The organism is Paenibacillus sp. FSL M8-0142 (genome assembly GCF_038597315.1).
Classification (GTDB): Bacteria; Bacillota; Bacilli; order Paenibacillales; family Paenibacillaceae; genus Paenibacillus_AQ; species Paenibacillus_AQ lactis.
The window spans coordinates 2,925,945-2,939,608 of the sequence record NZ_CP152008.1 but is presented as its reverse complement, the minus strand read 5'-3'; the positions used below and the strand labels follow the sequence as shown (position 1 = coordinate 2,939,608).

At 52.4% G+C, this 13,664-nt stretch carries 12 protein-coding genes; 2 read left to right on the top strand and 10 right to left on the bottom strand.

Annotation, left to right across the window (positions count from 1 at the left end; translation table 11 throughout):
* Nucleotides 1–39: 39 nt before the first annotated feature.
* Both cysI and NSQ46_RS13765 read right to left on the bottom strand, forming a co-directional pair.
* Nucleotides 40–1,761: an assimilatory sulfite reductase (NADPH) hemoprotein subunit gene (gene cysI / locus NSQ46_RS13770; RefSeq protein ID WP_342576866.1), complete on the bottom strand. Its 1,722-nt coding sequence runs from the start codon at nucleotides 1,759–1,761 to the stop codon at nucleotides 40–42.
* Between the two features lie 43 nt (nucleotides 1,762–1,804).
* Nucleotides 1,805–3,643 (bottom strand): assimilatory sulfite reductase (NADPH) flavoprotein subunit, encoded by a 1,839-nt coding sequence (locus NSQ46_RS13765; RefSeq protein WP_028406558.1) that lies wholly within the window; start codon nucleotides 3,641–3,643, stop codon nucleotides 1,805–1,807.
* 305 nt (nucleotides 3,644–3,948) lie between these two features.
* On the opposite strand from NSQ46_RS13765, the gene cdaS reads away from it, so the two are divergent.
* Nucleotides 3,949–4,572 carry a sporulation-specific diadenylate cyclase CdaS gene (cdaS, locus tag NSQ46_RS13760; protein WP_007130143.1) on the top strand — a complete coding sequence of 208 codons (624 nt, stop codon included), beginning with the start codon at nucleotides 3,949–3,951 and terminating at the stop codon, nucleotides 4,570–4,572.
* A gap of 102 nt (nucleotides 4,573–4,674) precedes the next feature.
* Here cdaS and bshB2 read toward each other — a convergent pair whose 3' ends face one another.
* From bshB2 to NSQ46_RS13720, 8 genes are all read right to left on the bottom strand, one after another.
* The gene (gene bshB2 / locus NSQ46_RS13755; RefSeq protein WP_341341905.1) at nucleotides 4,675–5,331 is read right to left on the bottom strand and encodes a bacillithiol biosynthesis deacetylase BshB2; all 657 of its coding nucleotides are present in this window, start codon (nucleotides 5,329–5,331) and stop codon (nucleotides 4,675–4,677) included.
* Between the two features lie 22 nt (nucleotides 5,332–5,353).
* Nucleotides 5,354–5,698, bottom strand: coding sequence for a YojF family protein (locus tag NSQ46_RS13750; RefSeq protein ID WP_007130145.1), 345 nt, complete (start codon nucleotides 5,696–5,698; stop codon nucleotides 5,354–5,356).
* A gap of 307 nt (nucleotides 5,699–6,005) precedes the next feature.
* Nucleotides 6,006–6,800, bottom strand: coding sequence for a helix-turn-helix transcriptional regulator (locus NSQ46_RS13745; protein ID WP_341341904.1), 795 nt, complete (start codon nucleotides 6,798–6,800; stop codon nucleotides 6,006–6,008).
* 257 nt (nucleotides 6,801–7,057) lie between these two features.
* Nucleotides 7,058–8,146 (bottom strand): Gfo/Idh/MocA family oxidoreductase, encoded by a 1,089-nt coding sequence (locus NSQ46_RS13740; protein WP_028404917.1) that lies wholly within the window; start codon nucleotides 8,144–8,146, stop codon nucleotides 7,058–7,060.
* Nucleotides 8,147–8,160: 14 nt separating this feature from the next.
* On the bottom strand, nucleotides 8,161–9,111 hold the full coding sequence (locus tag NSQ46_RS13735; RefSeq protein ID WP_007130148.1) for a helix-turn-helix domain-containing protein: 951 nt from the start codon (nucleotides 9,109–9,111) through the stop codon (nucleotides 8,161–8,163).
* Between the two features lie 27 nt (nucleotides 9,112–9,138).
* Nucleotides 9,139–10,140: a Gfo/Idh/MocA family oxidoreductase gene (locus NSQ46_RS13730; protein ID WP_040738678.1), complete on the bottom strand. Its 1,002-nt coding sequence runs from the start codon at nucleotides 10,138–10,140 to the stop codon at nucleotides 9,139–9,141.
* 155 nt (nucleotides 10,141–10,295) lie between these two features.
* Complete coding sequence (locus NSQ46_RS13725; protein ID WP_213615455.1) at nucleotides 10,296–10,820, bottom strand: YfiT family bacillithiol transferase; 525 nt, start codon at nucleotides 10,818–10,820, stop codon at nucleotides 10,296–10,298.
* Nucleotides 10,821–11,081: 261 nt separating this feature from the next.
* Nucleotides 11,082–12,062, bottom strand: coding sequence for an aldo/keto reductase (locus NSQ46_RS13720; protein WP_007130151.1), 981 nt, complete (start codon nucleotides 12,060–12,062; stop codon nucleotides 11,082–11,084).
* A gap of 113 nt (nucleotides 12,063–12,175) precedes the next feature.
* Here NSQ46_RS13720 and NSQ46_RS13715 point away from each other — a divergent pair, with 113 nt between their 5' ends.
* A complete protein-coding gene (locus tag NSQ46_RS13715) occupies nucleotides 12,176–13,597 on the top strand; it encodes a PLP-dependent aminotransferase family protein (protein ID WP_342576865.1) in 1,422 nt (473 codons plus the stop codon).
* The last annotated feature ends 67 nt before the right edge of the window (nucleotides 13,598–13,664 follow it).

The following is a 13,664-nucleotide window of genomic DNA, read 5'->3' as shown; positions in this document are numbered from 1 at the left end:
GACAGAAGGGTGAGGCTCTTGCTATTTTTCGCGAACCGATTATGCGTGGAACTGCCGGCCGTCCAGTACCTCCTGCACATAGCCTGCCCGAATGACAAAATCACCGAAATGCTCGCCGTCGTGCCGGTCTTGGGCATAGTGGGCGATGATCGGACGAAGGGTATCCAAAATTTCCGCTTCTCCGATGTTCTCCTTGTACAGCTTGTTCAGTCGATGACCGGAAAAGCCTCCACCCAGGTACATATTGTATTTGCCCGGCGCTTTGCCGATAAATGCAATCTCCGCAAGCATCGGCCGTGCGCAGCCGTTCGGGCAACCGGTCATCCGAATGACGATATCCTCTTCGCTCAGTCCGTGCTCCGCAAGCATCGGTTCGATTTTATCCAGCAGCGAAGGCAGGTAGCGTTCGGACTCCGCCATTGCCAGACCGCAGGTCGGCAGCGCCACGCAGGCCATGGAATTGCGGCGAAGCGCAGAGCCGTGTTTGCCGTCCGTCAATCCATAGGTTTGGATGAGTTCCTCGATCTTTTTCTTCTTATGGCTGCTGACATTGGCAATGATCAGATTCTGGTTCGCCGTGAGGCGGAAATCGCCGTTATGAATATTCGCAATTTCCCGCAGGCCCGTCATCAGCAAATAATCCGGTTCGTCCTTCACCCGGCCGTTCTGGATAAAGAGGGTATAGTGCCATCGTCCATTGCTGCCTTTTACCCAGCCATAGCGGTCACCGTTATGGTCAAAATGGAACGGACGCGCCTCCTCCAGCTCCCAGCCCAGCCGGCTGCTCAGCTCGCCTACGAACCAGCCGATTCCGCGGTCATCGATCGTATACTTGAATCTGGCATGCTTTCGCACGGCCCGATCGCCGTAATCACGTTGAATCGTAACCGTCTTCTCCGCAACATCGATGACCTGCTCCGGCTTACAGAAGCCGATCAGCTTCCCTACCTGCGGATAAGTGAGCGGATCCCCGTGCGTCATCCCCATGCCGCCGCCTACCGTTACATTGAAGCCCTGGAGCTTCCCGTCTTCCACAATCGCGATCAAGCCAAGATCCTGCGAGAACACGTCGACGTCGTTGGAAGGCGGAACCGCAATGCCAATCTTGAATTTACGCGGCAAGTAGACTTTGCCATAGATCGGCTCCTGCTCTTCATCCTCACGGCTGTCGACAACCTTTTCTCCATCGAGCCAAATTTCGTGATATGCCCGTGTGCGGGGATCCAGATGATTGCTGATCTTGCGTGCCCATTCGTAGACCTCCGAATGAACCTCGGATTGGTACGGATTCGGATTCAGCATGACGTTCCGGTTCACGTCACCGCATGCGGCCAGCGTGCTCAGCATCGCTGCGTTCACTTCCTGGATCGTGCTTTTCATATTCCACTTAAGCACGCCGTGAAGCTGGAACGATTGACGGGTAGTCAACCGGATCGTCCCGTTGGCATACTTCTGTGCGACCCGGTCCATCATCAGCCATTGCTCCGGCGTCACCACGCCTCCGGCGGCTCTAACGCGAAGCATGAATTGATAGGCAGGCTCGAGCTTTTGCTTATGCCGTTCATTCCGCAAATCCCGGTCATCCTGCATGTAGCTGCCGTGGAACTTCATGAGCCGGTTATCATCCTCCGGGATGGAGCCCGTGATGCGGTCTTCAAGCGTCTCGACCAGGCTGCCTCGCAGATAGTTGCTTCGGCGCTTAATATCTTCTACATCGCTATGCGGTGCACTATTCGGTGATAACAAATGATTGTCAGACATGTCCCTGCTCTCCTCTCGCGATCACGGGATATCGTTTCCAAAATTAATAGACATCCCGCTGATAACGTTTCTGTTGCTGCATAAGGGTAAGGTATTCCGATGCCTCTTCCGGACTAAGGCCGCCTTCCTGCTCCAGTATGGTGCCCAGCGCTGCATGCACGTCATGAGCCATCTTCTTCTCATCACCGCATACATAAACGCAGGCTCCCTCTTGCAGCCACTGGTAAAACTCTTTGCTGTTCTCCAGCATGCGGTGCTGTACATAAACCTTCTGCTCGGTATCACGGGAAAAGGCTACATCCATCCGCGTCAGTACCCCTTCCTTCAGCCAGCGCTGCCATTCGATCTGGTACAGGAAGTCCGTGGCGAAATGCTGATCCCCGTAGAACAACCATGATTTCCCGGAGGCGCCTATCTCCTCGCGTTCCCCGAGGAATGCCCGGAACGGAGCAACGCCCGTACCCGGTCCGATCATAATAATCGGCGTGTCCGGATTCGCCGGCAGTTTGAAGTTAGGGTTGTGCTGAATGTACACCGGCAGCGAATCGCCGGCTTCTAGCCGCTCGGCCAATTGAACGGAGCAAACGCCGTAACGGTTCCGGCCATGTGCCTCATAACGGACCGTTCGTACCGTAATGTGAACCTCGTCCGGATATGCCTTCGGACTGCTTGCAATCGAATAAAGGCGTGCTGGAATCTTACGCAGCACCCCTACCAAATCACGGGCTGGCACTTCCCGCAATCCGTAATCCTGAACCAAATCCAGCAGGTCGCGCTCTTGAATGTAATTGCGCAGCTCCTGTTCGTGGCCTGGCTCGAGCAGGCCCTTCAGCCCTTCATGGCCCGTCAGCTTCGCCACTTGTTCAATCAAAGGCTTTGTCAGCACGGTAATCTCATAATGACGCAGCAGCGCATCGCGAAGCTTGCGCACCTCGCCGTTCTTGTTGATCACAACCTCTTCGTCCGCATTCCATCCCATCGCCGTAATCAGCTCATCTACCAGCAGCGGATGATTTTCCGGGTAAATCCCGAGGCTGTCCCCCGGTTCATACTGGAGATTGGAACCTTCGAGGGATATTTCGATATGGCGGGTCTCCCTCTCTGAACCCCGGCCGTTCAAGTTCAAGTTTTCCAGCACTTCGGCCTGAAACGGATTGCTTCTCGAATATTCCGATTCCGTACTCTCGCTCAGAGCTACCGCAGCAGCTTCACCCGAAGCAGCCGAAAGCCCGCCGGACTGATTCAAGGATCGAAGAACTTGAGTCATCCACTCGGATGCCGGCTCATCAAAATCTACGTCGCAATCCACTCTCGGCGCCAGCCGTTGTCCTCCCAATTCTTCGAGCCGCTTGTCGAAATCCTTTCCGGTCTGACAGAAAAACTCATACGAGGTATCTCCCAGCGCCAGCACGGAATACTGCAAACCGTCCAATTGCGGAGCACGCTTGCTGTGGAGGAATTCGTAGAAAGGGATCGCGTTATCCGGCGGTTCTCCCTCACCGTGCGTGCTCACGAGAATGAGGAGATGCTGCAGCTTTTTCAGCGTGTTCGGTTTGAAGTCGCTCATGGATGACAGCGTGACCTTCATCCCTGTTTCCTCGAGCTTCTTGGTGAGCTTCTTCGCCAATCCATGACAGTTGCCGGTCTGAGAGCCGAATAATACGGTGATTTCCTTCGGTGCAGCCGCCGCGGGAGCTGCGCTGACCGAAACCGTCGCTTGCGTAGCAGCAGCAGGGATAGCCAAGGCAGCTGCCGTACTTTGGAGAGCTGTAATATAGCCGCTGAGCCAGGTTCTCTGTGCTTCCGTCAATGTCGGCAGCAAACGGTTCAACAGATCAACCTGCTCTTGGTTGAAAGGGCTGTTCGTTACTTGAAGTTCCAACAATATCCACCTCGCAAAAGCATCCGATTTTAATTCCCAGTAATACGATACAATTAATTTTATTACTCCTCTGAACCTATCATAGCTAGGGGAAACGGTCAATTCGAATGTTCTTATAGCAGTTATCAGATCTGCTGATAAATCGATAAGTTCGGGATATGATGCTCTCAAAGTTGACTATTTGGACGTGTTGGGCGGTATTTGCGGGGAGTGGCTTTTACAAGGAGAGGTGTTTGCGTACAGCAGCCATAAGAATATACGGATAGGGGAATGGTAAAGATACCTAAGGATAAGGAGGGAAATTCATGGGATCAAGCACGGAACATTGCAATTTTGCCCCGCTGAAGCACAAGCTTGAGGAGCAGCTCGTCGAGATCGAACAGCAGATCCGGCAGATCATCGAGAAGCTGGATCAGGATCAAACCTGCCTGCTCAATGATCTGGATCTCGTCAGATCCAAATTCCTGGAGGCTGAAGCTCTTTCCTCCACCTATTATTTGAACTGTTTCCTCTATCCTTTTACGAAAAAATACAAAGAAATTGCGACCTCGATCTATCATTTAAGCCAGAAGAAGATGGGCGCGCTGATCGTGATTCAACGAGAAGATGTGCTGGAGCCTTTTATCACCCCAGGAATTCCGTTGTCTGCCGAAATCACGAGCCCGCTGCTCGAGTCCATCTTCATTCAAGGCAGCCCGCTTCATGACGGGGCCGTCCTTGTTCGGCAGGATATGATTCTCTCGGCAGCCAATGTATTGCCGCTAACTGGCCGTACCTACGGAGAACGGAAGCTGGGCACCCGGCATCGGGCGGCCATCGGTTTGACTGAATTGTGCGACGCCCTCGTGCTGGTCGTCTCGGAGGAAACCGGCAAAACCTCTTTTTGCATGCAGGGAACGTTGTATCCATTGTCGATTCCTATCCCCTAATCATGAACCTAGTTTCCGCAAACGCAAAAAACCGCCCTTTGACGGAATGGAAGCGAAGAGCGACCATTTCTCAAAGGAACGGTTTCGATCACCAATACTTGCTTAAGCGAATGTATATGTCCAGAAGCGCTCGGTCCCGAAGCGCTGCTCGATTTCCTTCGTCTTCAGCTGCTTCTTGCCAAGCAGCTCCGCTGCCTGAAACTGCGAGCGATGAGCCTGGATCGAGTTCATCTTCTGTACAATAAACATAGATACGTCATGAATAACGTCCGGCTTGCCGAGCTCCTCCTCACAATTCTTGGAGAATGCCAGACAGTGTACGGCCGGTCTCTCTTCCGCCGACATCCGCTGAATGGTACGCGTTACGGCTGCGCCGGTTGCATCATGGTCCGGATGTACGCTGTAACCGGGATAGAACGTGAAGACAAGCGAAGGCTTGATTTCCTCTAGCAAGGATGCAATCACTCCATCCAGCTTATCTTGATCCTCGAACTCGATCGTTTTATCATGGAAGCCCATCAGCCTCAAATCCTGGATACCGATGGCCTTGCAGGATTCCTCCAGCTCGGCTTTACGAATGCTCGGCAATGTAATGCGGTTGGCGAACGGCGGAATGCCCATATTGCGGCCCATCTCCCCGAGTGTCAGACAAGCGTAAGTCACATGCGCGCCTTCAACGATATATTTAGCCAGCGTCCCGGATAAGCCGAACGCTTCATCATCCGGATGCGGCAGGATTACCAGTATGTTTTGCCCCATTCTCCTCAACTCCTCTCTGTATTTAAAAAGGCTCCCGACTAAGCTGCAGTGCGACGACCAGCTTCCCTTGACTGTCATGGCCGGCCATGATCAGCCGCTCCGTATCGGATTGCTCGAAATGCGTAAGCCCTTCGGTGTAAACCCAGCCATGGCTCATCTTCAATCCGACCCGGTAAGGGCCGTTCCCCGATATAGAGCCGTGCTCGTACCGGATCAGTGCATTCGTGATGAAATTCGCTGCAGGATGCTTCGAGCTGTCATAATGAGCCGCATAAGCACCTGTCGTCATTTCAAGATGAATATATAAATCCTGATTCTTCAATGTATCGATCATTCGCTGTACTTCAGCCGGATTTATGAGTTCCATAGTTCCCTCCTGTATTCAATAGATCGTCTCAAATCTCGTAAGGCGTATGGTCCATTCTACCATATTCCTGCACAGGGGCGAAACAAGCAAGCTGTGATACAGTCACTGCGGTCGCGCTTAAACTCAGGCATATTGGCTTTCCGCTCTTGCAATGCCTGATGCCCCTCATTTAAGTATCATGATTCGCGGCGTGATTGTCAACGAACCACCGTTCAGCGATACTGCTCTTAGCGGTGATGACGCCCTTCAATCATGGAGAATAGATAATGGGTACAATCCTTTCAAATAGCAAATCCTCCCTAACAGCCTACCGGATGGCCAGAGGCACCTTCTTCAAGAAATGGTCCATGAGCAGCGGCAGCGAGATCAGAATCGGCGGATCATCCAATCTAGGAACGTGCAAGGTTACTTCTAACAGCGGAACCTTGGTATAAGGTGTCACGACAATCGGCTCCCTGGAACGGGTGCGCAGCGTTGTAGATTGGGTAAGAAGAACGTCCACAGGTTGCATGCCCCATGGAACGGAGGTTGCCATCAAGTAATACGTTCCGGGTTTAACATCCGTGAATCTGAAGGGACCCAGCGATGGCAGGAGCGTGCCGTACAGCGGAAGGCCTTCGGGTATGGGCTTTGCGAATAATCCGATCAGAATAACACCCTGAAACGGGGCATGAGCATGTACCGTGCCTTCAATGGTCGCGTTGGGATTTAACACAGGCATCGATTGCCGCCAGTCGCTCAGCTTTTGAAGCGCTAACAAACGCTCGTTCACCTCATCCCTTGAATTGCGAAAATTCGACGGAGATACCCCTACCCTTTCGGTAAAGCGGGTTGTAAAGGTGCCCAGGCTTTGTTGTCCGATCTCAAGCGCGATATCTCGGATGCTCAGATGTGTATGCAGCAGCAAATCCTTGGCCTTCTCAAGTCGGAGTGAGGATACATAATACAAAGGAGGAAGTCCGATGCGCTCCTTGAAGATCCGGGAGAAGTGATATGGGCTGTATCCAATGTAGTTGGCTAATAATGACAATGGTAACGGCTCGTAAATGTTCTTATGTATGTATGCGATGACTTCATCTATCTCGGCGTAACGCTCATTCATGAACGGCTGCACCTTCCTATTGATCAAGTTATGGGATATACAAAATGGTTCTTTCAATTACCCAACAGAACAATCGTTCGCATATGCTGAATGATACCATATTCATGCATATAATGGAAGAACTCCGTCAGATATTTCTTGTCCATATGAAGTGCCGAAAACCATGACGAAATGATCATTTACGAGAAGTATGACCCGATTCACCCAAAGCCCAATGCAACAAAAAAGCCGCGCCTATGGCGCGGCTTTCACTCATTCTAATCCAAATCCGGAATCTGGATTTCCACTTCTTTTTTGCTCTGGGAGGAGCGCAGAATCCCGTCCAGAATCGCCTGGTTGCGCAGAACCTGCTCCCCTGGAATCGGTGCGGGACCGCCTTCGCGGACCGCCCGGACGAAATCCTTGATTTTCTCCTCAAACACGTTAATCTGGTGGTTGATCAGCGGAATCGGACTTTCCGTATGATGCCCCTGGATGTCATGGAATACCGAGATCGAGCCTACTCTTCCGTCCCATACGCCGCTCCAAGGTCCCGTACCGGCCGGCGTAATCTTCATCCCCGCATCCGTTCCAAGGAACATAGTAGCGCCCAGCGTATCCATATGCATCGCCCAGGATGTCTTGAAGTTCAGGACTAGGTCCCCTTCGAAGCGCACCATAGCAACCCCGAAATCCTCGACGTCAAACGATCCGGCCTCCGCATGGTATTTCGGATTCGTGCCGAAATGATTGGATGTATACGCCGATACGGTCAGCGGCTTCGGATATCCCATCGCATTCAATGCCATATCCAACGAGTAGCACCCGATATCGGCCATCGCTCCCGCACCCGCGATTTCCTGGCGGATAAACGTGCCGCCCGGCATGCCGCGCCGGCGTCCGCCGCCCGTCTCCACGTAGTAAACCTTGCCAAGCTCCCCGTTCTGGATCAGATCCCGGATGATCCCCATATTCGGGTCATACCGCGGCTGGAAGCCAACGTTCAGCATATTGCCCGTCCGCTTTGCGGTCTGTACCATCTCAATGGCTTCATCCAGCGTAACGGACATCGGCTTCTCCAGCATGACATGTTTGCCAGCGGTAAGCGCGTCGATCGTCGTGCGGTAATGCGCGACATTCGGTGTGCAGATGCTCACGCCGTCCAGCTCCAGATCCAGAAGTCTGCGGTGATCATCGAAACCGATCGCGCCTTGCAGCCCCCATCGCTCGATGAACTGATCCGCTCTGCCCGGCAGAATGTCCGCCACGGCTACAATCTGGACATCTTCAATTTGTTTATAATATTTGGCATGCTCTCCGGCGATCCCGCCGCTTCCGATGATGCCGATTCGAATGGTTTTCCCCATGTCTGATGTTCCCCCTACGATTTCACTTTCATCGTTCTATAAGTTGAAGGCGTGAAGCCATAACGTTTTCGGAAGACCGTATGCAGATAGCTTCCGCTGGAGAATCCTTCGTGCAATGCAATTTTGTCGATCGACCAATCCGTATCGAGCAGCCTCCTGCACACGGACTCAAGCCGGACATCCTCAAGGATTTCACTGAAGGAACGCCCGTCCGCCTGATCCTTGAATATTCGCTGCAGCTGCCTTGAACTGATATGCAGCTTCTCCGCAACATCATCCAGCACAACCTCGCCCGCCGAATTGGCATAAATATATTCCATGGCCAGCTGATAGCGGTACGCCTTCATGTCTCTTGACGGCAGCTCCGCCTCCGTCGGTTTCGAGGCATAAGCCCTTACCGTTCGGATCAGAATCTGAATTATGCAGTGCTTGATGGTCGTATAAAGCCCTGGATATTTCTCCTGGGAGGCTTGATACGCCTCCAGAAAATACGGCATGGCCCGATGGATATCCATCGTCGGCTTCAGCGGCAGCTCCTTCAGCTTTTCCATGCAGTCTTCCGCTTCGGCGATCTCCCACGGATCCGCAGCCGGCAGCGACCGATTCTCCTTATGCAATTCCTGCTCATCCACTTGCGTAATATCCACGTGAAGACAAAGCTCATCCATCGGCTCCACCGGGTCCGCTTCCTGATAATGCAGCACGTTTGGCCCTGTTAGATAGAACATGCCTTCTCGGAGCGAATAGGGCGTTTCTTCCATGATCACGGTTCCTTTACCGCGAGGAATGAAATGGAATTCAAATTCGGCGTGCTTGTGGAAGGATACGATCTTCCCCGGCGGGAACGTCGTCAGATGAAAACGCAGAACCCGGATTTCATACCGGCCCCAATAAATTTTCAAATCCAGCCGCTCCAAGGCATCCTGTCGTTCCTTCATGCTTTCATATGGAAAATGGGTGCTCATTGCAGGAAACTCACCTTACCCTTACGCTTACGCCTGCAGTTCATCCAATCGGACGGCGCGGCGTTCCTTCGCAGCGCGGTTGGAAGCCTCCATCAGCTTGGTCAGTTCTACGGCGTATTCGATGTTCTCGTCAGCATTTGTGCCGGTCTTAATATGTGTAACCCACTGTTCAAAAGCACTTTCGCGATTCGCAGGTACCGGAAGCTCTACCCAGCCTTCGCTATACTCCTCCTTCTTCGAGGAACGAATGAGCAATTTGCTATCCGGTGTGCCATACAGAATCGTACCGTCCGTACCATGAATTTCAATGGTGAATGGCGAGTAATTGTTCACGAATCCGGCCTCTACGATGCCCACGGCGCCCGATTCGGTCGACAAAGTGGCCACCGCATTATCTTCGACTTCCTTGCCCGTTACGTAACCGAAATTCGCCTGCACATCGACCGGCGCTTCACCAAGGAACAGCCGCGTCAAATACATCGGGTGGCAACCCAGATCAATCAGCGCACCGCCATGGCATTCGGACAGACTGAAGAAATGCTCGGGCAGCCAGCCTGCGGTCGCGCCGTTATGCGACAAACGCACCCGTACCAGCGTCACCTTACCAAGCAAGCCCTCCTCAAGAATTTTTCGGATCGCAAGCGTATAGCCATCGTTTAGTCTTGGCAGCGATACGGTCAGCTTCACGCCATGCTCCTTCACTGCCTCTAGAATTTCATTCACTTCGTGAAGCGTTGACGCAATGACCTTTTCCGTAAAAATATGCTTGCCGGCCTTCGCCGCCTTCACCATAACGTCACGGTGCATGGATGTCGGTGCATCCACAATAACGCCATCGATATCTTCGCGTGCCAGCATTTCATCCAATGATTCATAGAACGGAACGCCCTGCTGCTCTGCGGCTTTGCGGCCGCGTTCCGGATTTTCGTCCCAGACCGCAGCAATTTCCGTGCCCGGATGCTCCTGGGCTTGTTTCGTATAGTCCCAAGCGTGAACATGCCAATAACTGATTTTTCCGATTCTGATCATGATCGTCACCCCAGTATTAAATATTAAGACATCATGCACTAAATCTATCACAGGAAAATCCGGATTTACAGTGTAATATTACGACAATCAAGTTAGATATCACGACATGCATGAATAAAAAACACCGTCTCAAACGGAGCCATCCGGGAATTTCCTTATATGGCTAATCGCTCGCGCAGGGATGTAATGTGGGCCGTATGATGCTTCCCGTGCCATGCATACATGCCGGTTGCATAATCCAGGCTCATGGTTTTTTGGGATTCGGGATGATAGAAGGTTCGATCGAAATCGCTCGGGGTCATGGCGTTTAGCACAGCCGTCCAGCGGGCATGCAGTCCTTCGATTAATGAAAGGGATACTTGAACATTGACAAGGGTCGCGTCCTGCATCATCGCCCACTTCTGCTCATCGTAGGGCTTAATCGTCGGATTGTCCTCCGTCAGCGCCAGCTTAAAACGGATGTAACTGTTCATATGACTATCGGCAAGATGGTGCACAACCTGTCTGATGGACCAGCCACCTTCGCGATATGGAAGTCCTAGCTGATCCTCGCTTAAACCTTGCACGGCGGCCGAGAGCATTGAAGGCAGCTTCTCAATATCGCTTATCCAACTCTCCCGCTGCTCTGCTGTAGCGGTTCCTTCCCAAGCAAAAGGCCCGATCGGGTATCTCAAGTCCATGGTCTCTCACTCCTGTTCAATATTTAATGTTGCATGGTTGCTCTTTCAGTCGAGGCACATGTGGATTGCCTAGTTGTACGAGTTATCGTACAACTCTGATCGAAGTCTACCGTTTTACATATTCGTTCATATCGTTTCAATCTCCTCCCATCAAAAAATGGAACGAAACGAAATCAAAGAACGCTGCCTTTGAACCCAACCGCATCGCTTTAAATGTAAAGCCCCTGGTACCAGAACCAGGGGCTTTTCCGAAATATCGAATTACATGGAGCGGAGAATATCGTCGATTTCCTTCATTTGCGATTCAGACAGTGGCCCTTGTCCGATCGCGCCTGTCAAATCCTCCACCTGGCTAGTCGTCTTGAATCCCGGGATCGGTATGGCCGCCGGGCTGCGCCCCCAAATCCAAGCAAGCGCCCCTTGGACCAAGGTGCGGCCTCCGCTCGTTAAAATTTCCCTTATGGCCTCCAGCTTGGACAGGAAGGACGGTACCGCCTTCCCTTCATGGAAATAAGTCACCCACTCATGACCGCTTCCTCTTACATCTGAGATCGGAAGCTTGGAGTCAGCCGTAAACTTTCCGCTTAACAGCCCCATGGCCAGCGGCGAGTTATTGATGCTCGCAAGCCCGTAGCGTTCACATACCGAGATCATCTCCGGGTCGTCCCTTAGCACGTTCAACGGATGCTGAATAGCAGCGGCCACGGATTGCCGAGCGAAACCCTCCGCTTGCGCAGCATCCCAGGTGCTCCAGCCGTAGCTGCGGATCAAGCCCTCTTGCTGCAGCCCATTCAACGTATCGGTGACCGATTCCAATTCCTCTGTGCTCAAAGAGCCGACGTGTATCTGGTAAAGATCAATATAATCGGTCCCGAGCCGTCTCAGGGACCGCTGGCATGCATCCCGAACGTATGCAGGGGAGACGTCGTGTCTTGAATACACTTCTTTGGTTGCCTCGTTGTTGGTGAAACCAAACTTTGTAGCGAGGACGGCCTCCTGACGCCTTCCCTTCACGGCACGCCCCAGCACTTCCTCACTATGTCCCGTGCCGTAAGCGTCCGCTGTATCAAAGAAGGTTACCCCTCTTTCCATCGCCGCGTGAATAGCCTTTATCGATTCTTGATCATCGACCTGCCCCCATCCATCCGGAAGACCATCCAGCGTAAAATGTCCCCCGATCGCCCAGCAGCCTAAACCGAGCGGGCTTACGGGAATGCCCGATCTGCCTAAAGTGTGATTCATGCACATTTTCCTCCCTTTTCGGATTGGTATGGCTTCATTATAATAAGGAAAATGGTTGATCATTAGATCCAATTCGGATGTATTTGGAGGAACCAATAAGGAGCTGAATCACAATGTACGGCATCTATATCGACCGAAACTCCTCCCTACCCGTAACCCGGCAGCTATGTCATCAACTGCGTGAAAGGATCGAATCCGGCCAGCTGGCCGCCGGCACTAGACTGCTCCCGACCCGGGTACTGGCCAAGGAGTGGGGAATTGCACGCAATGTCGTGATTGAGGTGTATGAGCAGCTGACCGCCGAAGGCTATTTAGACTGCCGCGTCGGTTCTGGCACTTACGTCGCCGACGGAATTATGCCGAATGCGGCAGCCCGGGTACATCATGTCCCGGCGAAGATGGAACCCGCCATAACATCACCAGCATCTCCTGATCGGACCATCATCGATTTTGCAACCGGCATCCCCGATCTAGCACGGTTCCCCGGAAAGAGTTGGGCCAAATATTTAAAGGAAGCGACGGAATCGAGCCCTCATGATTATAATTACGGCGATGTAAAAGGAAGCCCGTCCCTTCGCCTTGCCCTGCGTGACTACCTATTCCGTTCCAAAGGCATCAGCTGCTCTGCGGATCAGTTGTTTATCGTTTCCGGCGCCTCCGAAGGATTCCTTCTATTGGCCAAAGCCTTATCCGCTCAGTTCAATTCCATATACATAGAGGATCCGACCATCGATATTACTCGTGATATTTTTCGCATGATGAATTATTCACTGGTTCCGGTTCAAGTGGACTCCAACGGCATGCAGGTTGATGCGATACGAACGTTCCTGCCCGGACATTTACTGCTGCTGACACCGTCACATCAATTCCCTTCCGGCAGTCTGATGCCGATTCAGCGGAGGCATCAAGCCATTCGCATGGTGGAGGAGGCGGATGCCTATGTGATCGAGGACGACTATGACAGTGAATTTCGGCTCAAAGGCATTCCGGTTCCTCCGTTGCAAACACTCTCGCCTTCCAGGGTGATCTATGTCGGCACCTTCAGTAAGACCTTGTCTCCGAGCCTTCGCATCGGATTTCTGATCGTGCCCCCGAGTTTAATCGATACCATTACCATGACGAAGGACAGGCTCAATCTGCATACCCCTGCCGTGATTCAGAAAGCGCTGGCTGCTTTCATACAGGACGGCCAGCTGGAACGCCATATCCATACCGTGAAGAAGGTGTACAAAAAGCGGCGAAACTTGCTGACGGAACGGCTCGCACAGGCCTTCGGAGACCGGATCTCCATAACGGGGGATGAAGCCGGCATGCATCTTCAGGTCCTGTTTCATCATGAAAGGCATATTGAGCTGCCATGGAACGATACGTGCGCTTTCGGCTTCCGGGTGGAACGCTCTGATGATTACAGGATAGCGGATCGAAACCCTGAGGGTGGCATCGTGCTTGGATACGGCAACCTGACTTCGGAGCAGATTACGGAAGGAGTATGCCGAATACACAGGTTCGTCTCAGCTTTTGATGACTCTATGTAAATTTAAAATCGCCATATCCATCATTTGAACGCAGCTCAAGAATCGCCCCACTCAAAAAAACGGTTCG

What these genes read in the sequence shown, in the direction of transcription:
- cysI (WP_342576866.1), bottom strand. Translation starts at nt 1,761, where the DNA reads ATGTCTGACAATCATTTGTTATCACCGAATAGTGCACCGCATAGCGAT.
- cdaS (WP_007130143.1), top strand. Translation starts at nt 3,949, where the DNA reads ATGGGATCAAGCACGGAACATTGCAATTTTGCCCCGCTGAAGCACAAG.
- bshB2 (WP_341341905.1), bottom strand. Translation starts at nt 5,331, where the DNA reads ATGGGGCAAAACATACTGGTAATCCTGCCGCATCCGGATGATGAAGCG.
- NSQ46_RS13750 (WP_007130145.1), bottom strand. Translation starts at nt 5,698, where the DNA reads ATGGAACTCATAAATCCGGCTGAAGTACAGCGAATGATCGATACATTG.
- NSQ46_RS13745 (WP_341341904.1), bottom strand. Translation starts at nt 6,800, where the DNA reads ATGAATGAGCGTTACGCCGAGATAGATGAAGTCATCGCATACATACAT.
- NSQ46_RS13740 (WP_028404917.1), bottom strand. Translation starts at nt 8,146, where the DNA reads ATGGGGAAAACCATTCGAATCGGCATCATCGGAAGCGGCGGGATCGCC.
- NSQ46_RS13735 (WP_007130148.1), bottom strand. Translation starts at nt 9,111, where the DNA reads ATGAGCACCCATTTTCCATATGAAAGCATGAAGGAACGACAGGATGCC.
- NSQ46_RS13730 (WP_040738678.1), bottom strand. Translation starts at nt 10,140, where the DNA reads ATGATCAGAATCGGAAAAATCAGTTATTGGCATGTTCACGCTTGGGAC.
- NSQ46_RS13725 (WP_213615455.1), bottom strand. Translation starts at nt 10,820, where the DNA reads ATGGACTTGAGATACCCGATCGGGCCTTTTGCTTGGGAAGGAACCGCT.
- NSQ46_RS13720 (WP_007130151.1), bottom strand. Translation starts at nt 12,062, where the DNA reads ATGAATCACACTTTAGGCAGATCGGGCATTCCCGTAAGCCCGCTCGGT.
- NSQ46_RS13715 (WP_342576865.1), top strand. Translation starts at nt 12,176, where the DNA reads ATGTACGGCATCTATATCGACCGAAACTCCTCCCTACCCGTAACCCGG.